The sequence below is a fragment of the Actinomadura litoris genome (assembly GCF_009733595.1).
In the GTDB taxonomy this organism is placed as follows: Bacteria; Actinomycetota; Actinomycetes; order Streptosporangiales; family Streptosporangiaceae; genus Spirillospora; species Spirillospora litoris.
This window is the reverse complement of sequence record NZ_WOFH01000005.1, coordinates 279,687-303,135: the sequence shown is the minus strand read 5'-3', so window position 1 is coordinate 303,135 and position 23,449 is coordinate 279,687. Positions and strand designations below refer to the sequence as shown.

30 protein-coding genes are annotated in these 23,449 nt (G+C 71.2%); 11 read left to right on the top strand and 19 right to left on the bottom strand.

The window, feature by feature from the left end; all coding sequences use genetic code 11:
• Window positions 1-145: 145 nt before the first annotated feature.
• Window positions 146-391, bottom strand: coding sequence for a TFIIB-type zinc ribbon-containing protein (locus GNZ18_RS16185; protein WP_156217287.1), 246 nt, complete (start codon window positions 389-391; stop codon window positions 146-148).
• A gap of 135 nt (window positions 392-526) precedes the next feature.
• Window positions 527-1,702 carry a hypothetical protein gene (locus tag GNZ18_RS16180; RefSeq protein ID WP_156217286.1) on the bottom strand — a complete coding sequence of 392 codons (1,176 nt, stop codon included), beginning with the start codon at window positions 1,700-1,702 and terminating at the stop codon, window positions 527-529.
• 162 nt (window positions 1,703-1,864) lie between these two features.
• Between GNZ18_RS16180 and GNZ18_RS16175 the strand changes: the two genes are divergently transcribed.
• Window positions 1,865-2,608, top strand: a complete 744-nt coding sequence (locus GNZ18_RS16175) for an IclR family transcriptional regulator (RefSeq protein ID WP_312874558.1) — start codon at window positions 1,865-1,867, stop codon at window positions 2,606-2,608.
• A 312-nt stretch (window positions 2,609-2,920) separates the two neighbouring features.
• Here GNZ18_RS16175 and GNZ18_RS43685 read toward each other — a convergent pair whose 3' ends face one another.
• Complete coding sequence (locus GNZ18_RS43685) at window positions 2,921-3,283, bottom strand: YkvA family protein (protein WP_242883341.1); 363 nt, start codon at window positions 3,281-3,283, stop codon at window positions 2,921-2,923.
• Between the two features lie 313 nt (window positions 3,284-3,596).
• On the opposite strand from GNZ18_RS43685, the gene GNZ18_RS16165 reads away from it, so the two are divergent.
• Window positions 3,597-4,571 carry an alpha/beta hydrolase family protein gene (locus GNZ18_RS16165; protein WP_214615528.1) on the top strand — a complete coding sequence of 325 codons (975 nt, stop codon included), beginning with the start codon at window positions 3,597-3,599 and terminating at the stop codon, window positions 4,569-4,571.
• A 3-nt stretch (window positions 4,572-4,574) separates the two neighbouring features.
• Here GNZ18_RS16165 and GNZ18_RS43175 read toward each other — a convergent pair whose 3' ends face one another.
• The 5 genes from GNZ18_RS43175 to GNZ18_RS16140 form a co-directional block, all read right to left on the bottom strand.
• The gene (locus tag GNZ18_RS43175) at window positions 4,575-5,174 is read right to left on the bottom strand and encodes a septal ring lytic transglycosylase RlpA family protein (protein WP_214615529.1); all 600 of its coding nucleotides are present in this window, start codon (window positions 5,172-5,174) and stop codon (window positions 4,575-4,577) included.
• 490 nt (window positions 5,175-5,664) lie between these two features.
• Window positions 5,665-6,321, bottom strand: a complete 657-nt coding sequence (locus GNZ18_RS16155; protein ID WP_156217284.1) for a hypothetical protein — start codon at window positions 6,319-6,321, stop codon at window positions 5,665-5,667.
• A gap of 299 nt (window positions 6,322-6,620) precedes the next feature.
• Window positions 6,621-7,727: a ferritin-like domain-containing protein gene (locus GNZ18_RS16150; RefSeq protein WP_312874557.1), complete on the bottom strand. Its 1,107-nt coding sequence runs from the start codon at window positions 7,725-7,727 to the stop codon at window positions 6,621-6,623.
• A 185-nt stretch (window positions 7,728-7,912) separates the two neighbouring features.
• Window positions 7,913-8,521, bottom strand: a complete 609-nt coding sequence (locus tag GNZ18_RS16145) for an LURP-one-related family protein (protein WP_308165807.1) — start codon at window positions 8,519-8,521, stop codon at window positions 7,913-7,915.
• Window positions 8,522-8,642: 121 nt separating this feature from the next.
• Entirely contained in the window at window positions 8,643-9,266 is a 624-nt protein-coding gene (locus tag GNZ18_RS16140) for a TetR/AcrR family transcriptional regulator (RefSeq protein ID WP_214615532.1), read from the bottom strand.
• A 200-nt stretch (window positions 9,267-9,466) separates the two neighbouring features.
• Here GNZ18_RS16140 and GNZ18_RS16135 point away from each other — a divergent pair, with 200 nt between their 5' ends.
• Entirely contained in the window at window positions 9,467-9,751 is a 285-nt protein-coding gene (locus GNZ18_RS16135) for a chorismate mutase (RefSeq protein WP_156217282.1), read from the top strand.
• Between the two features lie 12 nt (window positions 9,752-9,763).
• Here the strand turns inward: GNZ18_RS16135 and GNZ18_RS16130 are convergent, their stop codons facing one another.
• Complete coding sequence (locus GNZ18_RS16130) at window positions 9,764-10,615, bottom strand: sigma-70 family RNA polymerase sigma factor (RefSeq protein ID WP_156217281.1); 852 nt, start codon at window positions 10,613-10,615, stop codon at window positions 9,764-9,766.
• A gap of 132 nt (window positions 10,616-10,747) precedes the next feature.
• Here GNZ18_RS16130 and GNZ18_RS16125 point away from each other — a divergent pair, with 132 nt between their 5' ends.
• Entirely contained in the window at window positions 10,748-11,407 is a 660-nt protein-coding gene (locus tag GNZ18_RS16125; protein WP_156217280.1) for an FMN-dependent NADH-azoreductase, read from the top strand.
• A 38-nt stretch (window positions 11,408-11,445) separates the two neighbouring features.
• On the opposite strand, the gene GNZ18_RS16120 is transcribed toward GNZ18_RS16125, so the two are convergent.
• Both GNZ18_RS16120 and GNZ18_RS16115 read right to left on the bottom strand, forming a co-directional pair.
• Window positions 11,446-12,108 (bottom strand): DUF4360 domain-containing protein, encoded by a 663-nt coding sequence (locus GNZ18_RS16120; protein WP_156217279.1) that lies wholly within the window; start codon window positions 12,106-12,108, stop codon window positions 11,446-11,448.
• 284 nt (window positions 12,109-12,392) lie between these two features.
• The gene (locus tag GNZ18_RS16115) at window positions 12,393-13,148 is read right to left on the bottom strand and encodes an SDR family oxidoreductase (RefSeq protein ID WP_156217278.1); all 756 of its coding nucleotides are present in this window, start codon (window positions 13,146-13,148) and stop codon (window positions 12,393-12,395) included.
• Window positions 13,149-13,229: 81 nt separating this feature from the next.
• On the opposite strand from GNZ18_RS16115, the gene GNZ18_RS16110 reads away from it, so the two are divergent.
• Window positions 13,230-13,838, top strand: coding sequence for a TetR/AcrR family transcriptional regulator (locus tag GNZ18_RS16110; protein WP_156217277.1), 609 nt, complete (start codon window positions 13,230-13,232; stop codon window positions 13,836-13,838).
• Between the two features lie 3 nt (window positions 13,839-13,841).
• Here GNZ18_RS16110 and GNZ18_RS16105 read toward each other — a convergent pair whose 3' ends face one another.
• Window positions 13,842-14,192 carry a YybH family protein gene (locus GNZ18_RS16105; RefSeq protein WP_312874556.1) on the bottom strand — a complete coding sequence of 117 codons (351 nt, stop codon included), beginning with the start codon at window positions 14,190-14,192 and terminating at the stop codon, window positions 13,842-13,844.
• A gap of 98 nt (window positions 14,193-14,290) precedes the next feature.
• Between GNZ18_RS16105 and GNZ18_RS16100 the strand changes: the two genes are divergently transcribed.
• Window positions 14,291-14,671, top strand: coding sequence for a winged helix-turn-helix transcriptional regulator (locus tag GNZ18_RS16100; protein ID WP_312874555.1), 381 nt, complete (start codon window positions 14,291-14,293; stop codon window positions 14,669-14,671).
• A 91-nt stretch (window positions 14,672-14,762) separates the two neighbouring features.
• Window positions 14,763-15,095: a YnfA family protein gene (locus tag GNZ18_RS16095; protein ID WP_156217275.1), complete on the top strand. Its 333-nt coding sequence runs from the start codon at window positions 14,763-14,765 to the stop codon at window positions 15,093-15,095.
• A 15-nt stretch (window positions 15,096-15,110) separates the two neighbouring features.
• On the opposite strand, the gene GNZ18_RS16090 is transcribed toward GNZ18_RS16095, so the two are convergent.
• Window positions 15,111-15,305: a DUF397 domain-containing protein gene (locus tag GNZ18_RS16090; protein WP_156217274.1), complete on the bottom strand. Its 195-nt coding sequence runs from the start codon at window positions 15,303-15,305 to the stop codon at window positions 15,111-15,113.
• The gene (locus tag GNZ18_RS16085) at window positions 15,302-16,120 is read right to left on the bottom strand and encodes a DUF5753 domain-containing protein (RefSeq protein WP_156217273.1); all 819 of its coding nucleotides are present in this window, start codon (window positions 16,118-16,120) and stop codon (window positions 15,302-15,304) included. Before GNZ18_RS16085 ends, GNZ18_RS16090 begins: the two co-directional genes overlap by 4 nt.
• 137 nt (window positions 16,121-16,257) lie before the next feature.
• Between GNZ18_RS16085 and GNZ18_RS16080 the strand changes: the two genes are divergently transcribed.
• Window positions 16,258-16,662: an ATP-binding protein gene (locus GNZ18_RS16080; protein ID WP_156217272.1), complete on the top strand. Its 405-nt coding sequence runs from the start codon at window positions 16,258-16,260 to the stop codon at window positions 16,660-16,662.
• Between the two features lie 114 nt (window positions 16,663-16,776).
• The gene (locus GNZ18_RS16075; RefSeq protein WP_156217271.1) at window positions 16,777-17,391 is read left to right on the top strand and encodes a DUF4231 domain-containing protein; all 615 of its coding nucleotides are present in this window, start codon (window positions 16,777-16,779) and stop codon (window positions 17,389-17,391) included.
• On the opposite strand, the gene GNZ18_RS16070 is transcribed toward GNZ18_RS16075, so the two are convergent.
• Complete coding sequence (locus GNZ18_RS16070) at window positions 17,379-18,833, bottom strand: FAD-dependent monooxygenase (RefSeq protein WP_156217270.1); 1,455 nt, start codon at window positions 18,831-18,833, stop codon at window positions 17,379-17,381. The two genes, GNZ18_RS16075 and GNZ18_RS16070, sit on opposite strands and share 13 nt — an antisense overlap.
• Window positions 18,834-18,900: 67 nt before the next feature.
• Here GNZ18_RS16070 and GNZ18_RS16065 point away from each other — a divergent pair, with 67 nt between their 5' ends.
• Window positions 18,901-19,332, top strand: a complete 432-nt coding sequence (locus GNZ18_RS16065) for a MerR family transcriptional regulator (protein WP_156217269.1) — start codon at window positions 18,901-18,903, stop codon at window positions 19,330-19,332.
• A gap of 68 nt (window positions 19,333-19,400) precedes the next feature.
• Window positions 19,401-19,634, top strand: coding sequence for a hypothetical protein (locus GNZ18_RS16060; RefSeq protein ID WP_156217268.1), 234 nt, complete (start codon window positions 19,401-19,403; stop codon window positions 19,632-19,634).
• An 8-nt stretch (window positions 19,635-19,642) separates the two neighbouring features.
• Here GNZ18_RS16060 and GNZ18_RS16055 read toward each other — a convergent pair whose 3' ends face one another.
• From GNZ18_RS16055 to GNZ18_RS16040, 4 genes are all read right to left on the bottom strand, one after another.
• Complete coding sequence (locus GNZ18_RS16055; protein ID WP_156217267.1) at window positions 19,643-20,152, bottom strand: hypothetical protein; 510 nt, start codon at window positions 20,150-20,152, stop codon at window positions 19,643-19,645.
• A 144-nt stretch (window positions 20,153-20,296) separates the two neighbouring features.
• The gene (locus GNZ18_RS16050) at window positions 20,297-22,069 is read right to left on the bottom strand and encodes an SDR family oxidoreductase (protein ID WP_312874554.1); all 1,773 of its coding nucleotides are present in this window, start codon (window positions 22,067-22,069) and stop codon (window positions 20,297-20,299) included.
• Between the two features lie 64 nt (window positions 22,070-22,133).
• Window positions 22,134-22,670 carry a GyrI-like domain-containing protein gene (locus tag GNZ18_RS16045; RefSeq protein WP_156217266.1) on the bottom strand — a complete coding sequence of 179 codons (537 nt, stop codon included), beginning with the start codon at window positions 22,668-22,670 and terminating at the stop codon, window positions 22,134-22,136.
• A complete protein-coding gene (locus tag GNZ18_RS16040; RefSeq protein WP_214615549.1) occupies window positions 22,670-23,425 on the bottom strand; it encodes a MerR family transcriptional regulator in 756 nt (251 codons plus the stop codon). The genes GNZ18_RS16045 and GNZ18_RS16040 overlap by 1 nt, the downstream gene beginning before the upstream one ends.
• Window positions 23,426-23,449: the final 24 nt, after the last annotated feature.

The window sequence follows — 23,449 nt, the reverse complement described above, 5'->3', positions numbered from 1 at the left end:
GACGGGCCGCCATGATCGTGAGCCGCCCAGGGGGTGGACACGGCGCGATAGTAGCCCGCGATCACCGGGCGCGGCGGCCCTTTGGTCCCCTCATTGCTGCCGAAAATCCCGCAGATAGCCGGACATTTCCCCATGTCCCAGGCGGTCAGTCCGACGCGAAGATCCGCTCCATGATGCCCCTGCGGTGCCGTCCCTGATAGGTCGTGTCCGGGTTCTCCCCGTCCGGCAGCGTGGCGAGGTACTCGCTCTCGGCGTCGATGAGCTGCTCCAACTCGCCCCGGTCGAGGAAGACGCCCTTGCAGCCCGGACACTCCTCGATCACGACCCCGTGCCGCTCATGGGTGTCGAGCCCCGCCCCGCACTTCGGACACAGCAGCGTCGCCTCAGACATACCGGACCCCCTGTCGGTAACGACTGCGTTCACCGTCAGTCGGTCAGCTTAGTGACACCATCGTCCAAACGGCATTCCAGCAGGACATTCCCCCGCCGAATCGCGTGTCCGGAACCGGCGTACCCCGCCCGCGCGCTACGCGTCGGCGCTCTGGTCGGGCGTCCGCCTGAACAGCAGGCGCCGTCTCCACAGCCCGACGCACGCGGCCCCCCACAGCAGCCCGATCTCGGCGATGAGGACGATGCCGAGCACGAGGGCCCAGTCCGTGCCGTCGCCCTCGTCGTCGGTCGCGGCCGGTGAGACCAGCGTCATCTGCTCCCCGTTCGGCCGGGGAGCCTGCTGCTGCTGCGCGGTCACCGGCGGCAGCACCACCGCCTCCGGCGGACGGGGCGCCACCGACATCTGCGGCGCGACCCCCGGCGCCGCATGCGTGGACGGCGCGGCGTCCTCCTCCAAAGGCCCTGTTTCCAGAGGCTCCCCCTTGGACGAGGGCTTCTTGAAGGACGGCTTGCCGCTGGACGCCGTACCGGAACTCACCTTCGGCTTACCGCCGACGGACGATTCGGGCTTCCCGCCCACCGCCGGTATGCCGTTCCCCCTGGGCGTCCCACCAGCGGACGGTTTGTGATGCGACGTGGCCGGTCCCCCATGCGAGGTCGGCGTTTCACCGGATGCCGACGGCTCGCTGGACACCGGCGGCTTCCCACCGGGGTCCGGCTCGGCGGGCGGCGCGACCCCTTCGGACTGCGCGGGCTTCTCCGCGGCGCAGGAATGGTCGTCATGAGTCGCCTTGCCATGCGTGCCGGGTCGAGTGCCGCCGGGCTTCGCCCTCGGCTTCGCCTTGGGCTTCGCGGCCGAGAGGTTGATGACCGTGCGCACGGTCCGCGTGGAGGCGTTGTTCGCGGACGCGACAAGGGACACGTTCAGCGCCTTGGACGTGAGCGCCGACGCGGGCACCCGCACGACCGCGACGCGCTTCACGGCCGACTTGCCGACATCGCCCAAGCGGCAGTCGACATCCTGGCCCGACAGCGCGCAGCCCTCCGAGTGCCTCGTCCATGACATGGGCCGGTCGGCGGTGAGGCGGACGGCGGTGCCGTGCGCGGTCCCGCCGGTCGCGCGGACGAGGGCGATGTAGGTCATCGCGTAGTCCGGGCCCTTGCCAGGGGCGGGGACGGCGGTGAAGTCCGCGACCAGGCGGACGCCCGCTCCCGTGCGGGCCCCCGCCGCCGGGGCCGCGATCGGTACGACGGCGAGCACCCCGCCCGCGGCGATCGCGCCCCAGCGTCTCTTCCGTGCCCCCCTGCGCACCCGTTCCCCCCTCGCGGTCGTACGTTGCCAGGGGGGCGGCGGCTCCGGGCGCCGGGCGTAGACAGTCCTGCCCGATCATGACCATGAGTAACGCGGCACCCGCGTTTCGTATAACGAAATCAGTTCTCCGTAGAATCGGGTGACCGAAAGAAGGGGGCGCAGGTGGCGGAGGCCGTACGGTCGCTGGAGCGCGCGTTCGACCTGCTGGAGCATCTGGCGGACGCGGGCGGCGAGATGGCGCTCTCGGAGCTGACGGAGGCCTCGGGCCTGCCGATGCCGACGATCTACCGGCTGATGCGGACGCTGGTCAACCACGGATACGTCCGGCAGGAGCCGTCCAAGCGCTACGCCCTCGGCCCCCGGCTGATCAGGCTGGGCGAGGGGGCGAACCGGCTGCTCGGGACGTGGGCGCGGCCCGTCCTGGCGAGGCTGGTGGAGGCGACCGGCGAGACCGCGAACATGGCCGTGCTGGACGGCGACGAGGTCGTCTACGTCGCCCAGGTGCCCTCCAGGCACTCCATGCGGATGTTCACCGAGGTCGGGCGCCGCGTCCAGCCGCACTGCACCGGCGTAGGCAAAGCGCTGCTGTCGCAGTTGCCGGAGCGGAGGGTCAGGGAGATCCTCACCCGCACGGGCATGGACTCCCACACCCCCCACACCTACACGGACCCCGACGTCCTCGTGGCGGAACTGGAGCGCATCCGCGAACAGGGCTATGCGCTGGACGACGAGGAGCAGGAGATCGGCGTGCGCTGCATAGCGGTCGCGCTGAGCGGCGGCCCCGCGCTGACGGCGCTCTCCGTGTCGGGCCCGTCCGCGCGGATGACCCGCGAGACCGTCGCCGACGTCGCCCCCATCATGCTCGCCGCCGCCGAACGCTTCGCCAACGAACTCCGCCCCGCCTAGAGCGCGCCTCCGAGCGTCCTAAGCGGTTACGGCACGGGGGCGTGGGAGCAGGACGCAGTGTTGCGAGTTGGCCTCAGCCATCGCGCGGGCGCGTTAGCTGACCGGTGGGGGCGACGCCGGAGGCGAGCCCCCACCGGGAAGATCGCGAAGCGATGCCGCGCCCGCCAAGGCGCGGTCAAGGCACGAGCCGCCAGGCGAGTGCCTTGGGCCGGGGCTTCATAGAAACAGCCGCCAGGCGAGTGCCTTGGGCCGGGACTTCATGAACACAGCCGCCAGGCGAGTGGCTTGGGCCGGGACTTAAATAGACACCGTCTAGTCGACGGGCTCGCCGACCAGGACGGTGGGGCGGCCGGCGCGTTCCCAGATGACGAAGTCGCCGGCGGCCTTGACGAGGGCGGCGGCGAGCCACAGGGCCATGCCCGTGTCGTCGACGATGCCGACGACGGGGAAGACGTCCGGGATGGCGTCGATCGGGGACACGATGTAGATGAGGCCGAGCACGAGCAGGCCGAGCGTCCCGAACGACATGCCCTTGTAGCGTCCGCGCAGGACGGCCTTCAGCATCCGGGGGACGGCGCGCGTCCGCTCCCACAGGCCCGGCGCGTCGGGGCGAAGGGTCTCGCTGTAGATCTGCCAAGCCTGCCCGGCGGCGGCCGCGCTGCGCTTCCTGTCCACAGGTACTCCTCGGGCTAGGGGGGGCGCGCCCCCGCGGCGCCCACGACTCTTTACGACGCGACAGGCGCCCGAATTGTTCCAATAAAGGGCCCATGAGGTCGGCCACAGCCCGCTCGCGTTCAGGTCAGCCCGGCGTTTCGCAGCGCTTTTCAGTTACCCGAAGTGAGTTCTACGTCACTCTGGTGACGATCCGGCCACGGTTCGCGCGGTCCGCTGCGAGGATGGACGCGGGAACCTCGCTCGGTTCGCGGGATTCGCGGGAGGAGCGCCGCCTCCCTGGCCCGGCCGTCCAGCATCGTGGGAGCTGACCGACATGAGCGGCGACCATCCGCACGACCTGTCCCTGCCCCTGTACGGCAGCGCGGCGGGTGTCAGCTATGTGGCGCTGCCGCCGACCGCCGTCGACGTGGTCGCCTCGGGGCCGACCCGCCTGATCGTCGCGTGGCCGGGGTTCGACCCGCCGCGCACGGCCCGCGCGCTGGCGGCGGCGGTGCCGATGACCGGCGTGCCCGCGTGGCGCGTCTTCCTCGACCTGCCCGGCGGCCCGCCCGGCGGCCTGGGCTCCGGCGCGATCCTGGAGAACGAGGCGATCGAGGGCTACGGCGCGGCTGTGGAACGTGCCGTCGAGACGCTGCCCGCCGTCGTCGCCGAACTCCGCGACGTCCTCGGCCTGCCCGGCGAGGCCGGTGGGCCGGGCGGCCCGCTCGGGCTCGCCGGGTTCAGCGCGGGCGCCGCCGTCGCGCTGCTCGCGCTGGCCCGCGACGTCGTCCCGGTGACGACCGCCGCGCTCGTCGCGCCCGTCATCGCCCCCTCGCGCGCCGCGCGCGCGGTGGAGAAGCGCGCCGCCCGCGAGCGGACGTGGAGCGAGCGGTCCCGCGCCCTCGCCGACCGGCTCGACCTCGGCGCCCTCGCCCCCGACATCGCCGCGCGCGAGACCGCGCTGCTGCTCGTCGCGGGCGGCAAGGACCGGGTCGTCCCGCCGGGTGAGGTGACCGCGCTGTGCGACCGGCTGCGCGAGGCGGGCGCGCCCGCCGCCGAGTCGGTCACGCTGCGGATGGGGCACGCGCTGGCGCCCGAGCCCGGCACCGAGGCGCTGCCGCCGATCACCGAGGCCGTGCGGGTGGACGGCGTCCTCACCGACTGGTTCCGCGACCGGCTGGCCGAGCCCCGGCCGCGGCCGCCCGCCGACGTCCCGCCGATCAGGCTGCGCCTCCCGGAGACCCCGGCTTCCGCGCCGGTCCCCGATGACGAGCCGAAACCGCGGGCGACGGCCGTCCACCCGAACTGACCGTCAGTCGCGCGCGAGCACCTGGTAGCGGACGGGGATCACGCCCGCGCCCGTGCCGCCGACCTTCTGCATCGCGGCCTTGGACAGGTCCAGGCAGCGGCCGCCCGCGTAGGGCCCGCGGTCGTTGATGCGGACGATGACCGACCGGCCGTTGCCGGTGTTGGTCACGCGGACCTTCGAGCCCATCGGCAGCGTCTTGTGCGCCGCCGTCAACTCGTTCGGGTTGAAGGGCTCACCGCTCGCGGTCATCTGCCCCTCCCAGTAGTAGGAGGCCGTGCACGCGCCCGACTTGAGGACCTTGTAGGTCTTCTTCGCCGGCTTCTTCGCCTTCTTCTTCACCGTGTGCCGGGGCTTGGCGCTCTTCTTCGGAGCGGGCTTGGCGGACGGCTCGGGAGAGCGCGCCCCGCCCCGGCTCGCCCGGGTCGGCGTGCTGCGCGGTGGGTCGGCGACCGGCGCGCTCACCTGCGGTGACGTCTGCGCGGCAACGGCCGAGTCGGCGGAACCGCCGCCGTTGAACAGGGCGAACGCGCCGGCCGCGAGAACGGCCACGGCGACGCCGGAGGCGATCAGGATCGTGCGAAAGCGAAATCGAGGGCTACCCACGAAGGAGTCCTTTGATCGGGGACAGGGCCCCGGACGCCCGGCGTTGGTCACCACCGTGTCGCGGCGGGCACGGGCGACCTCTCGTCCCCGTTTCCCCTTACCGCTCGCCTGCTCATCAGGCGTGTCCGCGTCATCGCGGATCCGGCGTCCGGCAGGTGCGGCGGGAACGCTTTTTCATTTCTGGTCAACTGCGACGCCGCACAAGTCCCAGACCGTACGGCGTGTCCGGCCTAGATCACGACACTCGGCCCCACTTTGTGGGGTTTATCACCCTCTTCTTTGCCCTCCGAAGCTGATCAACTCCATTGGGTCATCGTTTTTGAAGATCGACTTTACCCGCCATGGAAGGCATGATCACGGGGGAATAACGCGCACTCCGGGAGAAGCGAAACGGGGCGTTCCACGCAACGTGGAACGCCCCGTTCGGCGGTTCTCGCAGGCCCTCCGGCCCGCCCGGAGCCCGTGAAAGGCCGGGCGGGACGCGGGTTCGCTAGCTCGCCTTGAGCACGGTGACCACCTGCCCGACCGACTGCTGGACGCCGCCGACACCGCCGGTCGCGGAGTTCGCGGTCTGGCCGACCTGCCCCAGCAGGTCGCCGCCCGGCGCCGGGTCGCGCAGCGCGCGCCGTCCGGCGGGCGGGAACAGCATCGAGGAGCCGACCGGGAGCCCGGCGGCGTCGGCGGAGCGGACCACGCCCGGGACGTCCGGCACGCCGAGGATGCCGCCGCCCTGGCCGAGGCTCCCGTTCGCGAACCGCCCGCCCGGCAGCGCGGGGGCGCCGCCGACCTGCGCCTTCCTGGCGTTCGCGTACCTTCCGACCGGGGCGGCCCCGGCCACGCCCAGCCGGTTGGTGACCTTGCTCGCCGTGTGGGTGACCTTCTGTGTCGTCCTGACGAGCTTCCCGGCGGTGTCGAGCGGGGAGGGCGCCGGCTTGCCCGCCTGCCGGCCCGCGTGCCGGTCGGCGCGCAGGCAGTCGCCCGGCCGGTCGCCCAGCGCTCCGAGCGGGAGGTCGGCGGCGCCGTCCAGCGCGCAGCCGACCGGACCGCCGCCGGGGGCGGGCGGCGCGGCGTGCGCGGGCACGGTCGAAAGGGTGAGCGCGCCGGCGAGGACGGAGACGCTGAGCATGCTTATGGCGGATCGCTTCATTGTTTCCCCCGGTTGTCGGATGGACCCTGCGCGGTGTGCGTGCGCCCGCGACTCTCCGGCGCACCGTCGTCGGGGGACGTTAGTACACGAAGGCCCCGCGCACCGGCGTTACACGAATCCGTTGGGGGAGAAATAAGAATCCAGGTGAACGAACCGGTGGCATTCCGCCGGGCGTTACATGGCGATAAGACCGGCAATTCGGCGGCTCTTACCGGAGGAAAAGCGGACGGCGCCGGACATGCGTCGGGGCGCCTCCGGAGCACGCTCCGGGGACGCCCCGCTCGGGCCCGCGCGGCGCGCTAGCTCGCGCCGCCGACCGCGATGGCCTCGTCGATCTCGTCCTTGCGGGCGGCCACCTCGGCCGCGTAACGCTCCTCGTCGATCTTGTCGGCGATCTCCTCGTCCTGGTGCATCAACTCGTCCAGGCTCGCCTTGGCGTGGTCGAGCACGCCCATGTCGGTGTAGGCCGCCTGCACCTTGTCGCCCCACAGCCCGATATCGCGGACGCAGGGCACGATCCGGGTGAACAGCAACGACTGGTAGAGCTGGTACATCGGCGCGTTGTCCACATATTCCAGGCACCGGTCGACCGGCATGTCGAGCTGCTCGAAGATCTCGCGGCCCTGGAACCGGTCGCGCATCAGGTAGCAGCCCTCGACGACGAACTCCTCGCGTTCCGCGCGCTCCTTCTCGGTCAGCTCGGCGTAGTAGTCCTTGAGCGCGAGCCGGCCGAACGCGACATGCCGCGCCTCGTCCTGCATGACGTACGCGAGAAGCTGCTTGACCAGCGGGTTCGTCGACAGGTCGCGGTAGACGCCGAACGCGGCGAGCGCGAGGCCCTCGATCAGGACCTGCATGCCGAGGTAGGGCAGGTCCCAGCGGCTGTCCTCCAGCGACTCCGCGAGCAGCTTCGCGAGATCCTGGTTGATCGGGTAGTACATCCCGATCTTCTCCTGGACGAACCGCCCGTACAGCTCCACGTGCCGCGCCTCGTCCATGACCTGGGTGGCGGCGTAGAACTTGGAGTCGAGGTCGGGGACGGACTGGACGATGCGCGCCGACACGTTCAGCGCGCCCTGCTCGCCGTGCAGGAACTGGCTGAACAGCCACGAGCCCTGGTGGCGGCCGAACTCGTCACGTTCCTTCTGCGACATCTTGTCCCAGATGTCGGAGCCGAGCAGCGGGTTGAACTCGTCGGGGAGCCCGGCGACGTTCAGCGGGTCGACCTCGATGTCCCAGTCGATGCGCTTCTGCGCGTCCCACTGCTTGTCCTTGCCCTTCTGGTACAGGCCGAGCAGCCGATCGCGGCCGTCGTCGTACTCCCAGGAGAAGCGGGCCTGGCCCGCCATCTGGACGTTCCACGTGTCGGTCGGCACCGGCGTGGTGTACAGGTCATGGGAACTCACGGGGGAAGCCTCCTCCGGGCGTGACGCCGCTCGGTCGCGACGCCGGGGGACGCGGGGTTGCGGGCTGTGTTCCACCCTAGATGCTTTACATGCTTTCGTAACATGTAAAGCCGGGTGAGGCCATACCCGCGCGCGGCCGTTTCGCCTCCCGCGCCGTCCCCGCTCCACCGGGGCGGCCCGCCCGCTCAGCGCGACTGGAGGGCGTCCAGCGCGATGGCCTGGGCGATCACCAGGCGCCGGTCGAGGCGCGGGTCCCGGATCTCGACGAGGTAGCGGTCGCGGAACCCGAACTTCTTCTCCACCGAGAACACGGCCTGGTCGCCCGCGTAGAAGTCGAAGTGGTACGGCCAGGCGAACGGCAGCACGTCCACGTACGGGATCAGGTCCCAGACCCGCCGCAGGACCGCGACGAACTTGTTGCGCTCGCTGCCGGTCGTCACGCCGAGGCCGGGCTGCTCCAGGTGCCAGGTGGAGGCGAGCAGCGACTTCTTGAAGTCCTTGCGGAAGACGCCGATCGGCTGCCCGGCGGCGTCGGTGACGTCGTAGGCGGAGGCGAGGTCGATGCGCTTGCGCGCCTTGAACCCGAGGAGCGGGCGCGTCTTGCTGTCGTCGGCGTACAGGGTGACCTGCTCCTTGAACGCCATCCGCTTCTGCTGCGCGAACGCGAGCAGTTCGCCCTCCGACCCGTCCGGGTTCTCGGCGTGCACCTCGTACTGGTTCACCATGAACCGCAGCCGCTGCCGCACGAGCAGCCGGTGCTGCGTCTGGAGCCGCTCGTCGTCCAGCGAACTCACCCATCCTGATCGTGATTTTGACGAATCAAAGGCGGAGTCTGCCACAAATCATCCGTTTAAGGTGACAATTCGGCCCACGCAGGACAGGGGTGCTCCGCCGCGCCGCCAACGCGGCGCGGGGTCAGGACTCGCGGATGTGGGAGGCCAGGTACCCGTGGATCAGCCGCTCGGCCTCGGCGACGATCTCCGGATCGCCGTCCGGGTCGCGGCGGAAGGCCATCTTCAGGACGGCGTCGCCGGCCTCCACCGCGATCGCGAGCGCGGTCGCGAGGCCCGGGGTGTCCTTGACGCCGAACGTCTCCACGATCATCGTGCGGAGCCGCCCGGCGACGACGGCGTTGTTGTCGGCGTCGGAGTCGAGCAGGTTGACGTCGGCGACGTCGCCGAACCGCAGGACGCGGAAGCCGGGAACGGTCCGGTGCATCTCCACGAAGATGTCGATGATCGCGCCGACCGTGTCGGACCAGTCCGCGAAGGCGCCCTCGGTGAGCGTCCGGGAGATCCGGTCGCCGAAGACCTCCAGGTTGCGCAGCGCGAGCGCCTGGGCGACCGCGCGCTTGTCGGGGAAGAACTGGTAGACCGAGCCGATCGCGACCTCGGCGCGCTGCGCGATGCGCGTGGTGGTGAGGCCGTCGTAGCCGTCCTCGTCGAGGATGTCCGCGCACGCGTCGAGCATCCGTTGGACGCGTTCGGCACTGCGGCGCTGGGCGGGGAGGCGGCGGAGCGGGGTCCGGATCTCGGTCACCGGACCATTGTCACCCGAGCCGGACACGCCGCGGCAGGCCACGGACCACGATCCCCTCCTCGCGGACACCGGACTCTTCCGCTCAGAACACCACAAGCCCAAAGATCCGAACGATATTCGTATTTAGTGGGGATTGCGGATACCCCTGAGACGGGGGATGCGGGCGTCGGGCGAGGGCGTGGCGGTGCGAGGATGGCGGCATGGAGACATTGGACGAGGTCCGCGCGCGGATCGACGCGCTCGACGGCGAGCTGGTGCGGCTGCTCGCCGAGCGGCAGGAACTGGTGCGCGCGGCCGCCGCGTTCAAGCGGGACGAGCAGGCCGTGCGCGCACCCGGCCGGGTGGAGGCCGTCGTCGCGCTGGCACGCGAGCGCGCCGAGGCGGGCGGGCTGGCGCCGGACGTCGCCGAGGCGGTGTGGCGGGCGATGATCGGCGCCTTCATCGAGCTCGAACTGGGCGAGCACGCGGCGCGGACCGAGCGCTAAAGGTCCGCGCCCTCAGGCATCGAGGACGGCCAGGTCGACGCGGCTGAGCGCGTCCGGGTCCTTGACCGCGGTGAACGCGGCGACCCGTCCGTCCCTGACCTCGACGCGCAGGACGAGCAGCAGCCGCCCGCGCGGCGCGACGACGAGCCCGACCGCCCCGTCCACGAGCGCCGGACAAGCCACCCGCGCCAGCCCGCCGTTGGTGAGCGTCTCGCGCGCGACGCGTCCGGCGCCGCGCATCACGGTCGCGCCGTCGCGCCTGACCACGTCGGGTGCCAGCACCGCGAGGAGGCCGTCGAGGTCACCGGCGCGCGACGCGGCGAGGAACGCCTCCACGACCTCCCGCTGCCGGCCGAGATCGTCGACCGGGACCGCCGCGGCGCCCTGGACACGGGCGCGGGCCCGGCTCGCCAGCTTCTTCGCGGCGGCCGGTGACCGCCCGACGATCTCGCCGATCTCCGCGAACGGCACGGCGAACAGGTCGTGCAGGACGAACGCGACGCGCTCGGCGGGCCCGAGCCTGTCCAGGACGACCAGCAGCGCCAGCCCGACCGAGTCGGCCAGCACCGCCTCGCCCTCCGGGTCGGCCGCGTCCGGGACCGTGACGAGTTCGGCCAGGTCGGAGGGGTCTTCGGGACGGCGCTTGCGCGCGCGCAGCACGTCGAGGCAGACCCGGCCGACGATCGTGGTCAGCCAGCCGGTGAGGTTCGCGACGCCGTCGGCCCCGGCCCGGTCGGCGCGCAGCCACGCCTCCTGGAGCGCGTCGTCGGCCTCGTCCGCCGAACCGAGCATGCGGAACGCCACCGCCCGCAGATGCCCTCGCGCACGGTCGAACTGCTCGGCCAGTTCGGCTCGCTCGTCCATCGGTCACCTTCCCTCGCCACCCGCCGTCATATCAGTGAGGAGAACGACGAACGGACGAGGAAGCCGACCCGCCCATGCTAGCGGCGCCCGCCGGGCACGCGGGTCGGCCGGGCACCATTGCGCGAGGACGAGATGACCCTGCTGCACCTTGATTCAAGCCATTCCGGCGACTCGATCACCCGGAGGCTGACCGGGCTCTTCGCCGACACCTGGACGGCGGCGAACGGCCGCGCCGGATACCGCTACCGGAACCTCGCCACCGACCCGGCGCCGCCACTGACCGCCGCCTACTGCGCGCTCGGACGGCGCGTGGAAAGCCACGGGCTCGTCCCGCCGGAGAAGGTCGCCGCGCTGGTCGAGGACCCGGCCGAGGAGCGCGAGTGGGCACTGACCCTGCCGCTGATAGAGGAGGTGCACGCCGCCGACACCATTCTGCTGGGCGTCCCGATGTACAACTACTCGGTGCCCGCGTCCCTGAAGGCGTGGATCGACCGGATCACCTTCCCGGGCGCCTACATGGAGGACGTGCTGCGCGGGACCCGCGCCGTCGTCGTCACCGCGCGCGGCGGAGCCTACGGCCCCGGCACGCCCAATGAGGCCCTCGACTTCCAGGAGCCCTACCTGCGGGCCTATTTCGGAAGGCTCGGGCTCAGCGAGGACGACGTGCACTTCGCCAACGCGGAGATGACACTGACCGGCCTCGTCCCGCACCTGGCCCGCTTCAAGCAGATGACGGCCGATTCCCTGGCGGCGGCCCAGGAGAAGGTGAAGGCCCTCGGCGCGGTCCTGTGAGCGCGCCGCCCTCGGGCCGCGGGACGGCGGTTCGCAGGCTAGGGACATGTCCTCCAGGCAAGCCGGTAGGTGGTTCCAGCGTCTTGATCCGTGGAATCCATGCTGATGAAACTGACCTTCGCCGGATCCGATGTCCCCTTGTCGACCCGCAACTCCGTATACAGGATCAGATCGGGCTCTTCCCCGCATCGCGTCCAGTCGAGGACGGGCAGGGTGTCAGTGAACCGCCAATTGCCCCTGAAGGCACCCTTCAACTCATGCGTGATCCTCGTTCCGTCAAGGACGCCCTGGAAGTAGAAGGCACCCTTGTGCAGAGCGTTCGCGCCATCCTGCAATTGGGCGTAGCCGTGGCTCCGCACCTGCGAGATCGCGTAGCTGTAACCGTCAGGTACACGTACCTTCAGAAGAATTTGACAGTTCTTACGCGAATCCGCGGGGCTCGACGAGCCTCCGACCTGGGCCCTGTGTTGGGAATAGACGACCTTGAAGCCGTCCCTGTCGGGGTCGAGCTGAGTCCGGACGGTGCCGGGCGGGCACCCGGAGCCGTTGGCGGCCGCGATGACGATGGTGACGCCGACCGGGCCATGAGCGGGGCGCGAACCGGCGCCGGCCGGGGTCGCGGCCGCGGTCAGCCCCGCGACGACCGCGCCGAGAACGAGCATTCCCTTATGCACGCGTTCCCTCCGATCCAGAAATTTCACGAAGGGTAACTTTCGCGCCAATCACTGTCAATCGTCAGTTTTCAACTCAACCCTCCGAATAATTTCGAGGGTTGGGTACGCGCCATTCGCTCTGATCATAAAGGCCGATCGCGCGGGCCTCGCCGCCTGGTAGGCGAATCCGCCGACGGCACTCGGCTCCCCCGCGCAGAACGGCGTCACCTCAAGATCCGGGCATCACACCGGGCCGTTGAGCATCAACGTCCGCCGCGTCCGCTCGGGCCCTCGCCCCCGAGCGAGGACCCGAGACCGCGACCGGCCGCCGGTCAGATCAGCGAACCGCCGGTCGCGTCGATCACCTGACCGGTGATCCAGCGCGCGTCGTCGGAGGCGAGGAAGGCGACGATGTCGGCGATGTCGCGCGGCTCCCCGACGCGTCCGAGCGCCGAGATCGCGGCGGACCGCGCCCAGGCCTCCTCGTCGTTGCGCAGCCAGTCCGCGTTCATGTCGGTGTCGACGAAGCCGGGGGCCACCGAGTTCGCGGTGATCCCGCGCGGGCCGAGCAGTTTGGCCAGGTGGAGCGTGAGGTTGTCCACCGCGCTCTTGGTGGGCGCGTAGGCGATGATGTTCGGCATCGCGAGCCGGGTCGCCCCGCTGGAGATGTTGATGATGCGGCCGCCGTCCCGCATCCGCTCGACCGCCTCCTGGATGATGAAGAACGGCGTCCGGACGTTCACCGCGAAGACCTTGTCGAACTCCTCCTCGGTGACCGAGGCGAGGTCCTGGTTGCTTCCCCTGGCCGCGTTGTTGACGACGATGTCCACACCCGGCCGCGGCGTCCGCGCGTCGAACGCCTCCCAGAGCCGGGCCGCGTCGCCGCGCTGCCCGAACTCGGCCTGGATCGCGAACGCCTCGCCGCCGTTCGCGCGGATCCGCTCGACGACCTCGTCGGCCTCCTTGCTCGCCTGGGCGTAGGTGAGCGCGACCAGCGCGCCGTCGCGTCCGAGCCGCTCGGCGATGCCCCGGCCGATGCCCCGGCTACCCCCGGTGACCAGCGCGACCTTGCCGTCCAGTGCTCCCATCACGGGCCTCCCTGTTTCTTGAACAATCACTCAAGAAAGACCGTAGCACACTTTTTTGAGTGAACGCTCTACAATGAGGTCATGAGCAGAACAGGCACCGCCCGGGGCCGCCCCCGCGGCTTCGACCGCGACGCCGCGCTCGCCCAGGCCACCCGGCTGTTCTGGGAGCGCGGCTACGAGGCCACGTCCGTGGGCGAGCTCACCGCGGCGATGGGGATCAGGCCGGGCAGCCTCTACGCGGCGTTCGGCGACAAGAAGTCGCTGTTCAAGGAGGTCGTCCTCGCCTACGGCGACTGCCCCAGCGGAGCGTTCATGAGGACCGCGCTCGCCGAGGAGCCCACCGCCTACAAGGCGTTCGAGCGCATCCTGCGCGAGGCCGCCGAGCTGTACACCGACCCGTCCCACCCGGCGGGCTGCCTGACGATCAGCGCGGCCACCAACATCAGCCCCCAGGACGCGGAGGTCGCCACGTTCCTCCAGGGTCTCCGCGCCCTCCAGCTCCAGCGGTTCGAGAACCGCTTCCGCGCGGCCCAGGAGGACGGCGAGATCCCCCAGGACGCCGACCCCCGCGCCCTGGCCCGCTTCTACGCGACCGTCATCCTCGGCATCTCCCAACGCGCCCGCGACGGGGCAGACGCCGCCGAACTGGCCCAGACCGCCGAGTTCGCCCTGGCGGCCTGGCCCACCTGAGACTCAGCCGGCGACACCGAACGGGTTGTCGACGACGTACCGCCAGTACCCATCGGCCCCGCGCCGGGCGACATCGGTCGCGGTCCCCTCGATGTTCACGGGACTCCCGTCCGTCGCGGTGCCCTCGATGACCCAGTCCACGATCAGCAACGCGACATCGCCCGCCGTGTAGACGTGCCGGGGCCGCACCTTGATCGGCACTCCCATCTTGACGAACTGGGCATTGGCGTCGTGTGCCAGCTGCCCGGTCACCGGCGCCCCCGGCCCGGGGACGAACACCGCCCCTTCCTCGTAGACCTCCGCCACCGCGTCGGTGTCACCGCTGTTGAACCGCTCGGCGAACACCGCGGGCACATCCTCGGGCCGAACCGCAAGACTCCGTGCCATCAGCGCACACGCCCTCTCACCAGGTAGAAATCATAGGGACACGGCAAACGCTAGGAGCCCCTCTCGTGACTCACCAAACGGTTGGCCGCCCCCGTCCGGGCCTGCCCGACGACCCGCACGGGCACACCACCGAACCGTCCCCGTCCTGCCCGGTGGAGATCGCCCTCGCCGCCCTTAAAGGCCGCTGGACGACGCTGGTGATCCGCGAACTCCTGCGCGGCGAGCACACCTTCACCGAACTCCGCGACGCCCTGCCCGCGCTCTCCGACAAGGTGCTCTCCGACCGTCTGTCCCACCTCGCCGAGACCGGCGTGGTCACCCGCCACCGCGAACCCGCCTGGCCGTCCCGAACCCGCTACCGCCTGACCCCGAGCGGCCACCGCCTGGGCCCCGTCCTCCAAACCCTCTGGAACTGGGGCACCGACCACGCCACCGCTGACCTGTAGGAAACAAGGCTCGGGGGTCTCCTCCAAGGCGACGCGGGGGCCGCGCCAGTGCTGGACGTGCGCCTGACCAGCGGCGGGTACGGTTCTGATCATGACGGTCGTCCGATCCCTGGTCCTGTTCGCGCTGGCGGCGGTCGCGGAGATCGGCGGGGCCTGGCTGGTCTGGCAGGGGGTGCGCGAGCACCGGGGCGTCTGGTGGATCGGCGCCGGGGTCATCGCGCTGGGCCTGTACGGGTTCGCGGCCACGTTGCAGCCCGACGCCGACTTCGGCCGGATCCTGGCCGCCTACGGCGGCGTCTTCGTCGCCGGTTCACTGGCCTGGGGCATGGTGATGGACGGCTTCCGCCCCGACCGCTGGGACCTCATCGGCGCCGCCGTCTGCCTGGTCGGCGTCCTCGTCATCATGTACGCCCCACGCACCTAGCCGGAACGCCGAGGATCAGCGGTCCGGCTCGTCCTGCTTCAAGCGGGCCACAAGGACGGCGAACGTCTCGCGGTTGATGGACAGGTGGCCTGCCTCGGGCGCCTTGCTATCCCGCAGGCCGATGCCGCTGCGAACCTCGGCGACCTCCACGCACTCCTGGCCACCCGAGCCGCCACCACCGCTGTAGCTGGACTTACGCCAAGTGATCATGCAAACCGCTCCATCGCTTGCTCGATGAGGACTTGTGAGGATTGCCAAGGCAGGGCACATGCTCCAATTCGATCCCAACGTACCCCAAACTCGCGAACCTCAGAACTGCCTTGTATCAGCCTTCCGCCCCCAGGTGCCTCAACGAACGCAAGCTCGCTGTCCTCCATGCTCAGGCTGTTGAATGAGCCGTCCAGGCCGAGGTGAAATCCCGCGGACTGCAGAAGGACTCGAATCGTCACGTGGGGCAGTTCGCAGGCTTCCCGCAGACGTGCGAGCTGCGCATACATGACCTCGGCTCCGCCTACGGGGCGATACAGGACGTTCTCGTCCATCAGAACCCAGACGAGCGGCGGCCTGGGCCTGTCGAGGATCTCCTGCCGCTTCATCCGGGCCTCAACCGCCGCCTCGACATCATCCACCAGGCGAGCCGAGGTGAGCAGAGCGCGGGCGTACTCCGGGGTCTGGAGCAGGCCGGGCATCAGTGAGAGCCGGTAGGTGCGCGCGACCAGGGCCTTTGCCTCGTACTTGGCGTATTCGGCGAACCAGTCCGGGTCGTGGGCGGTGCGGGCGTAGCGGACGAGGCGTGCGAAATGGCCGTTGAGTCGTAGGTGGACGTCGAGGCGGGCGGCCTGCTCCTCGTTCATGTTCCAGCCGTCGCGGGCGTGCTCGATGTTCGACACAGTGTGCCTGCTGCACTTCATGACCAGGCCCATCTGGGAGAGCGACAACTCCTCTCGCTCGCGGAAGAAGCGCAGGTCAGAGGCGATCCAGTGCTTGAAGGACGCGTCGGGGTTCAGGTAGTCGATCGGAGCCACCGGATCTACCTCCGCTGTGTCGGGTCTTTATTCGACACACGACAAATTAATCCGGGGCGGTCACCCTTGTCTTGGGAACGGCAAAAGAAAGGGGCCGCCAGGTGGGGATTAATGCCATTAGCTCGGATGAATTGGACATGACCTGCCTGGCGGCGCCTACCGGCCCCGGGCTGGTGCGGACGTTGATCGGGTTCAGGCTCGACGAGTGGGGCCTGAGCGGAATCGCCGGCGATGTGGTTCTGATCGCGGGCGAACTGGTCGCGAATGCCGTGGCGGCCGCGCCGTCCAAGGAGATCCGGGTGTGGGTCAGCCGGGAGCCGCACTCGGTCGTGCTGCGGGTGTGGGACTCCTCCGAGTGCATGCCCATTGCCCGGCCCGTCAAGGAACTGGGCCTGGACGACATCGTCCCGGACGCGCGGGCGCTGGAGCGGGGGCGCGACGGCGGGTGGGGCCTGCCGATCGTGGTCGCGCTGTCGTCGGAGTGCGGGGTGCGCAGGACGCCTCCGTCCGGCAAATGGGTCTGGGCGCGTTACACGTTCTAGAGGCAGAAGGTCAGCCCTTCGGGGCCGTGATCACTGCTGTTCATAGAAAGGGAGACCGTGGGTTTATGGGCCGGGTTCGACAAGCGGAGGTTCTTCTGCGGAGAGGAGGGGTGCATGAGTTGGCTGCGGCTCGTCGGTGGGGGGCCGTGGTCGGGACGGATAGAGTCCCCGCAGGGCGGGGGCACCGTGTGCCGCAGCGTGTGGCGGCCGTGCGTGCTCGACGACGGAAGGGACGTGTCTGTGGCCGGGACGGACGGGCATTGGGTCGAGCGGATCGTCGAGGCCGACCAGGAGTTCCCCGAGGTGGTGTCGCAGACGTGGCGCTGGTACGCGCGCTCTGCCACGCGGGCGCGGTTCAGCTATTACGGGCTCGAACTGTCCAGCCTCCTGGTCGCGGCGGCGATTCCCGTGTCGGCCGTCGTGTGGAAGAGCGCGACGGCCGCGGCGATCCTCGGCGCGGTACTGGTTCTGGTCACCGGAATCCGTCAGGTCGTCGGGTGGCATGAGAACTGGATGAGTTTCGCGCAGGCGCGGCACCAGATCGAGAAGGAGATCGCGCTCTACGGAATGAAGCACGGCCCCTACGGGGAAGCCGGGGATTCGCGCGGGCTGCTGTGCGCGACGGTGCTGGAGATCGCCGAGGGCGAGGGGCAGCGGTGGTCGGCGCGGCGGGCGCAGGTGGCCGCCACGCCGCCGGTCCTGCCGCCCGCGCCCAATCAGCCCCAGTGAGCCCGGAGGGAGTCCTCCGTGGTGCCCTGCCAGGCCACGAAGCCGTCGGGCCGCACGAGTACGGCGCCGTCGATGTCGAGGGCGTGGACCTGGGGGTCGAGGCGGGCGGCCGCCGTCCGCCAGCGGTCCAGGTCCCGCGCGGCGAACAGGGTCCAGCGGGAGCCGATCAGGTCGAGGGTGGAGTCGGACCCGACCCAGCGGTGCGGGAATCGGCGGCCTGGGCGGATGGCGTCGTCCAGGACATCTGATTCCGTGTCGTGCGGAGGGTAGGCGTAGCACATCATGCCGCGCAGGTAGGCGATGGCGATCTTCTCGTACAGGACGTCCGGGTCGCCTTCCAGTGACTGGTAGCCCTGGTGGAGTGTGCGCGAGAGGGCGAGGGACGCCTTGGCGGCGGCCCGGCGTTCCGGCTCGTAGCCGTCCAGGAGGCCGGGCGCGGCCTGCCCGTTCAGAACGGCGGCGATCTTCCAGGCGAGGTTGTGGCCGTCCTGGATCCCGGTGTTCATGCCGAGACCGCCCGCCGAGCTCTGGACGTGCGCGGCGTCGCCCGCGAGGAAGACCCGGCCGTTCCGGAAGGACGACGCCGTTCCGATGGCCGCCTCCCAGGCGTTGACGGTGTGCAACTCGATCGGGACCGTGTCGTCGCCGATCGCGGCCCGGAGCAGAGCGAGCGTCTCGGGCTCCGACAGGCGCGACGCCCGGTCCTTGCCGGGGTGGTCCATGATGTGGGACGACCACTGGTCGCGGCCGTTCTTCGACATCAGCGTCGCGTAGACGGCGTCGTTGCGCACGAAGCACATGTGCGTGCCCCATTCGGTCAGGACGGGCCCGAGGTCGGCGCGGAAGAACGCGGTGTCGAGACGGGCGATGACCTCCCGGTCGGGGACGGTGATGCCGAGGTACTCGCGGACGTCGCTGCTCGCCCCGTCCGCGCCGACCACGTACTCGGCCCTGATCTGCCATTCCTCGCCCGTGGCGACGTCGACGACCTGGGCGCGCACGTGGTCGGTATCGGGGACGAGGCCGGTCAGGCGGACGCCGAATCGCACGTCACGGCGGCGCAGTTCCCGCAGGGCCAGACCTTGGATCTGGTCGTGCGTCAGGATCAGCCGGGAGTTCACCGGGCTGCAACTCTCCAGCATCGCGGCGTAGCGCGCCGGCGGGCCCGACCGCTGGAGGGTGGCGCCGAGACCGCTCGTCTTGAAGACCGTCCGCATCGGGGGGCCGCCTTCGAAACCGAGTTCGTCCAGCGCCGGGCCGAGGCCGATGGAGCGGAACACCTCCAGCGTGCGGAGGGAGGTGCTCGCCCGAGGCACCGTCGATATCCCGTCCCGCTTCTCGATGACCAGCGGCCGGATCCCCCAGTGCGCGAGGAACAGTCCCGTCGACAAGCCGACCGGTCCGCCGCCCACCACCAGCACCGGTACATCGTCAATACGCATCCGCCTGCTCCTTCGCGATCGGCGTCCACCCTGCACGCTCAAGTCCACTTGAGTGCAAGATGGGGCCATGACGGACGAGCGCTACTCGATCAGCCAGGTCTCGCGCTGCTTCGGCGTGCCGATCTCGACGCTGCGGTACTACGACGAGTTGGGCCTGCTCCCGTCCGCCGGGCGCAAGGGGAACGTGCGCCTGTACGGCCCCGCCGAACTGCGGCGGCTCGCGCTCATCCAGCGGCTGCACCACCGCGGGCTGGTCAGCCTGGCCGACACCGCCGCGCTGATCTGCGAGGCTCCGGCGGACGACCGGCCGACGGGACGCGACGTGCTGGGCGCCTCGATCGAGACGATCAAGGGCAGGATCGAGGACCTGCGGGCCGCCCAGCACCTCCTGGAGCACATGCTGACCTGCCCCAGGGCAGACCCGGTGCGCGACTGCACCGAGCTGCGCGTCGAACTCGACCAGGCCGTGGAGGACGGGCTCGGCGCCCTCGACGTGTGAACCACTGGACGCCGCGCATCGACCTTGGTCGCTATCGGGGGCCGGACGGCGTCCCTACGTTGGCGGGTATGAACAGTCCGAAGTCCTATGACGGGTTGTCGGCGGTGGTCTTCATCGTCGGGCTCCACGAGGGCGTGATGCCGTTCGTCGCGAAACTGTGGGACGGCAAGCCGACGCTGTCGCTTCCGACGCGCCTGCCGAGCCCCGCGTGGTGGCTGGTGTCGTCGTCCGTCATCGTCGTCGGATTTCTGCTGCTGTGGTGGATCGACTCCGCGAAAAAGCGCCGTTTCCCCGACACCTGATGGCCGGGTCACATCCCCGGAGGTCTCGGGGCCCCGACCTTGAGCGTGTGGTCGGCGGCATCCCACAGAAAGCGGACCGTATGGACGGGATCGACGCCGAACGTCCCGCCCGCCATGAAGACGAGGTTGCAGTAATGGCAGTAGTCGAGCAGCGGCCATAACCGCCGGACGGTCTGGTACACCCATCCGGCCGTCCGCCACTGCCTGCGCACCTCTCCCGAGGACGCCAGCAGGATCAGCCCGACAATGAGCACGAGCAGCCCGATCGTCGACATCGCCGCCCCGACCTGGACCGCCACCGCGTCCCGCTGGTTCTCGGAGTCGGACGTGGAGCCGAGCCCCGCGAGGAACAGGAGGAGCCCGACGGTGATGCAGGCCCGGTACGCCTTGATCCGGCCCGGCATGGGCGGAGGGGCGGGCAGGCACAGGAGGCCGGAGAGCGGCCGCGTCCCGCGTCCCACGATCGCGTGGGCCCGCTCGACGGGGTCGGCCGACCGGCAGCGCGGGCAGGTGTCCATCTGGGTCCCTTCCTGCCGGTGCCCGGCGTCGGATGGGAGCAGCCTCACATGGACGGCCCGGGACCCGTCCCGCCACGTGCACGAAGGCCAGGCGCACCCCTCGCGCCCGGCCCTCGCACCCGGCCCTCGTGCCCGTGATGTGCGCTAGCGGGGCTGGAGTTCGGCGCGGAGGCGGTCGCCGGCGCGGCGGCCCGCGCGGGCCAGGGCGCGCGTCGCCGACGGGGACACGCGGGCGAGGACACCGGCCGCGTGCGCCTCGACGCCGACGGGCACGACCGGCGCGTCCCGCCGGACGGCGCGCAGGATCGCGGCCGCGACCTTCTCCGGCGGGTGGCCCCGGCGCTCGAACGCCCCGGCCATGCGCTCGCGGACCGCGGCGGCGGCGCCGGGCGCGAGGCCGACGAAGTCGGTCCGGCTGATCAGGCCGGTGTCGATCACGCCGGGGCAGACCGTGGACACGCCGATGCCGTGCCGCTCCAGGTCGGAGCGCAGGCACCCGCCGAGGTGCAGGACGGCGGCCTTCGTGGCGCTGTAGGCGGGGGTGTCCGCGCTCGGGCCGAACGCCGACATGGACGCGACGTTGACCAGGTGGCCGCCCTCGCCGCGCTCGACCATCTGCCGTCCGAACAGGCGGCAGCCCCGGTAGACGCCGTCCAGGTTGACGGAGCGGACGCGGGCCCAGTCGTCCTCGGACGTCTCCAGCAGCGAGCCCGCCATCGCGATGCCCGCGTTGTTCACGACCACGTCGGGCACGCCGTGGGCGTCGCGGACGTGCGCGGCGAAGTCCTCCATGGCGGAGGCGTCGGCCACGTCCACCCCGTACGGGTGGGCCCGGTCGCCGATCTCGTCCGCCGTGCGCCGCGCGGCGACCTCGTCGATGTCGGCGACGACGACGCGGGCGCCCTCGGCGGCGAACGCGCGGGCGGTCGCGCGGCCGATGCCGTGGCCCGCGCCGGTCACGACGACGAGGTCGCCGCCGAAGTCCAGATCGGGCTCCCCGGCGGCGCGGGCGGCGGCGAGCGCGGGCGTCTCCGGGCCGCCGCCGATGTGGTCGGCGAACTCGGCGACCCAGCGGGCGACCAGGTCGGGATGGCTGCGCGCCACCCAGTGCCCGGCGGGGGCGCGCCGCACGTAGAGGCGGGCGACCGGGCCGCGCGCCGACAGCAGGAGCGACGGCGAGCCGTACCGGTCCTTGATCGGGACGATCAGCTGGACGGGGACGTCCGTACTCCCGTCGCCGTCCGCGCCCGCCTTGGAGCCGCGGCCCAGGTTCACGCGGTACAGGCCGAGGCCGTTCACGGCGTCCCGCGGCAGCGTGTCGGCGGGGTGGCCGGGGCGCGGCTCGGCGCCCTCGCGCGCCCGCATCCCGCGCGCGAACGCCGCCGCGAGGCCGCGCGCCATCAACTCGCCGACGCGCGGCGCCCGCAGGACCGGCATGTAGACGCTGCGCCGCGCCTGCCCGGCGACCTCCGCGACACCGCGCGGCCCCGACCGCAGCGACCGGTGCACCCACCGGGCCATGTGCCGCCGGTCGGGGCCCGAGATCGAGGTGTAGGACGCGATGCGGCCGCGCAGCCGGTCGCCGATCACGGCCTCCCAGCCGAGGACCGAGCCCCAGTCGTGGCCGACCAGGTGGACGGGCTCGTCCGCGCCGACCCCGTCCAGGACGGCGCCGAGGTCGCCGACGAGCGCGTCCAGCCCGTAGTCGAGCGGGTCCCGGGGCGCGGACGAGGCGCCCGCGCCGCGCACGTCGTAGGTGACCACGCGGAACCGGGGCGCGAGCCGGTCCGCGACCTCGTCCCACACCGCGCCCGTATCGGGATACCCGTGGACGAGGACCACCGTCGGACGGTTCCCCTCCCCGCGTTCCCGCACCGCCAGCTCGATCTCCCCCGACTTGACCCGGAAATCCCGCACAGCCCTCTCCCGTTCAGAAGGTGCCGCCCAGGAGAAACCTACGCCCGCGGGGTCCGATCGGTGTTCACCGGACGGGCTGCCGGAGGATCACGCGGATCTTCTCAGGGTCCTCCTCGCGCGGATCGGTCAGGTAGACCTCGTGATGCAGCCCGTTCGGAACGAGCCCCTCGGCCTCCATCAGCGCGTGCATGCGGGTGAGGCTCGCGGGCTCCTCCGAGTACGGTCCGCTGTGCAGCATCTGCACGCAGCGCCCGTCGGTGAACGACACCCGCTGGACGCGCGCGGCGGCCGGCACCCCGGCCCGCACCTGCTCCCGCGCCCGTTCCACCGCGCCCGGCGCGACGTCGCCGGTGAGACGCAGGAACAGGTGCCACCGCCACTCCTCACGCGGGACGTCGAACGGCGACCGCTCGTCCTCGACCCACCAGCGTCCCTCCAGCGGCACCATGGGGGCGTCGAGCGCGCCCATCACCGCGTACAGCGCGGCGACGCTCGCGGAGTAGGCGGCGCCGCCCGGCTCGCCCTGCCCGGAGACGGACAGGGCCGAGGCCGGGCCGAACTCCGCGATCTCCGGCTCCCCGGCCGCTTCGTACAGGTTCATCACGCGTCCTCCAGTCGGATCAGCACCTGGGTGCGCAGGCGTTCGGGCTCGGTGGCCGCGGGGTCGTCCAGATAGACCTCCCGCACGGGACCGCCGGGCGCGTGCCCGTGGTCGCCGATCCACGCCAGCACCCCGTAGACCGTGAGCTGGATCTCCTCGTAGGGGCCGACGTGCGTCGCGGCGGCGAACAGGCCGCCGGGCAGCAGGTCGGCGCCGTCCGCCGCCTCCATGGCCACGCGGACGTCGAACCCGTCGGTCATGTCCAGGGGGAACAGCCCGACCAGCGCCCCTTCCAGCGTCCCGCCGGAGAGGAGCCGCGCCACGCACGCCGAGGTGGCCCTCGCGATCGTGGTCGGCGTCGCCGCCTCCGCCGCGACCCGAACCCGCCGGGCGGGCTCGCGGACGGTCCTCACCCGCGCCTCCGGCAGTCCCCCGGCCAGCACCCGGTCGAGGAGGTGCAGCGCCCGGCGGCGGCGCAGCAGGTCGTCCTCGATCCGGTCGCGGGCCTCGCGCAGGGCGTCCGCCGCGTCCCCGGACAGGGCGCGCGCCACCGCGGGCAGCGGCACCTCCAGCGTCCGGAGCAGCCCGATCGACAGCGCGTCGCGGGCCTGGTCGCGGCGGTAGTAGCGGTAACCGGACGATGGGTCGATCCAGGCCGGGGCGAGCAGCCCCAGGTCGTCGTAGTTGCGCAGCTGCTTGACGCTCAGCCTGCACAACCGCGCGAACCGCCCGATGGGCAGGAGATCTTCGCTCACACCCTCAGCCTCGCCCCTCCCCTA

Bases quoted from the DNA above. Each gene is read 5' to 3' on its own strand.
- GNZ18_RS16185 (WP_156217287.1), bottom strand. From the start codon at position 391: ATGTCTGAGGCGACGCTGCTGTGTCCGAAGTGCGGGGCGGGGCTCGAC.
- GNZ18_RS16165 (WP_214615528.1), top strand. From the start codon at position 3,597: ATGAGCGGCGACCATCCGCACGACCTGTCCCTGCCCCTGTACGGCAGC.
- GNZ18_RS16155 (WP_156217284.1), bottom strand. From the start codon at position 6,321: ATGAAGCGATCCGCCATAAGCATGCTCAGCGTCTCCGTCCTCGCCGGC.
- GNZ18_RS16135 (WP_156217282.1), top strand. From the start codon at position 9,467: ATGGAGACATTGGACGAGGTCCGCGCGCGGATCGACGCGCTCGACGGC.
- GNZ18_RS16130 (WP_156217281.1), bottom strand. From the start codon at position 10,615: ATGGACGAGCGAGCCGAACTGGCCGAGCAGTTCGACCGTGCGCGAGGG.
- GNZ18_RS16125 (WP_156217280.1), top strand. From the start codon at position 10,748: ATGACCCTGCTGCACCTTGATTCAAGCCATTCCGGCGACTCGATCACC.
- GNZ18_RS16115 (WP_156217278.1), bottom strand. From the start codon at position 13,148: ATGGGAGCACTGGACGGCAAGGTCGCGCTGGTCACCGGGGGTAGCCGG.
- GNZ18_RS16110 (WP_156217277.1), top strand. From the start codon at position 13,230: ATGAGCAGAACAGGCACCGCCCGGGGCCGCCCCCGCGGCTTCGACCGC.
- GNZ18_RS16095 (WP_156217275.1), top strand. From the start codon at position 14,763: ATGACGGTCGTCCGATCCCTGGTCCTGTTCGCGCTGGCGGCGGTCGCG.
- GNZ18_RS16090 (WP_156217274.1), bottom strand. From the start codon at position 15,305: ATGATCACTTGGCGTAAGTCCAGCTACAGCGGTGGTGGCGGCTCGGGT.
- GNZ18_RS16080 (WP_156217272.1), top strand. From the start codon at position 16,258: ATGACCTGCCTGGCGGCGCCTACCGGCCCCGGGCTGGTGCGGACGTTG.
- GNZ18_RS16075 (WP_156217271.1), top strand. From the start codon at position 16,777: ATGAGTTGGCTGCGGCTCGTCGGTGGGGGGCCGTGGTCGGGACGGATA.
- GNZ18_RS16070 (WP_156217270.1), bottom strand. From the start codon at position 18,833: ATGCGTATTGACGATGTACCGGTGCTGGTGGTGGGCGGCGGACCGGTC.
- GNZ18_RS16065 (WP_156217269.1), top strand. From the start codon at position 18,901: ATGACGGACGAGCGCTACTCGATCAGCCAGGTCTCGCGCTGCTTCGGC.
- GNZ18_RS16060 (WP_156217268.1), top strand. From the start codon at position 19,401: ATGAACAGTCCGAAGTCCTATGACGGGTTGTCGGCGGTGGTCTTCATC.
- GNZ18_RS16055 (WP_156217267.1), bottom strand. From the start codon at position 20,152: ATGGACACCTGCCCGCGCTGCCGGTCGGCCGACCCCGTCGAGCGGGCC.
- GNZ18_RS16045 (WP_156217266.1), bottom strand. From the start codon at position 22,670: ATGAACCTGTACGAAGCGGCCGGGGAGCCGGAGATCGCGGAGTTCGGC.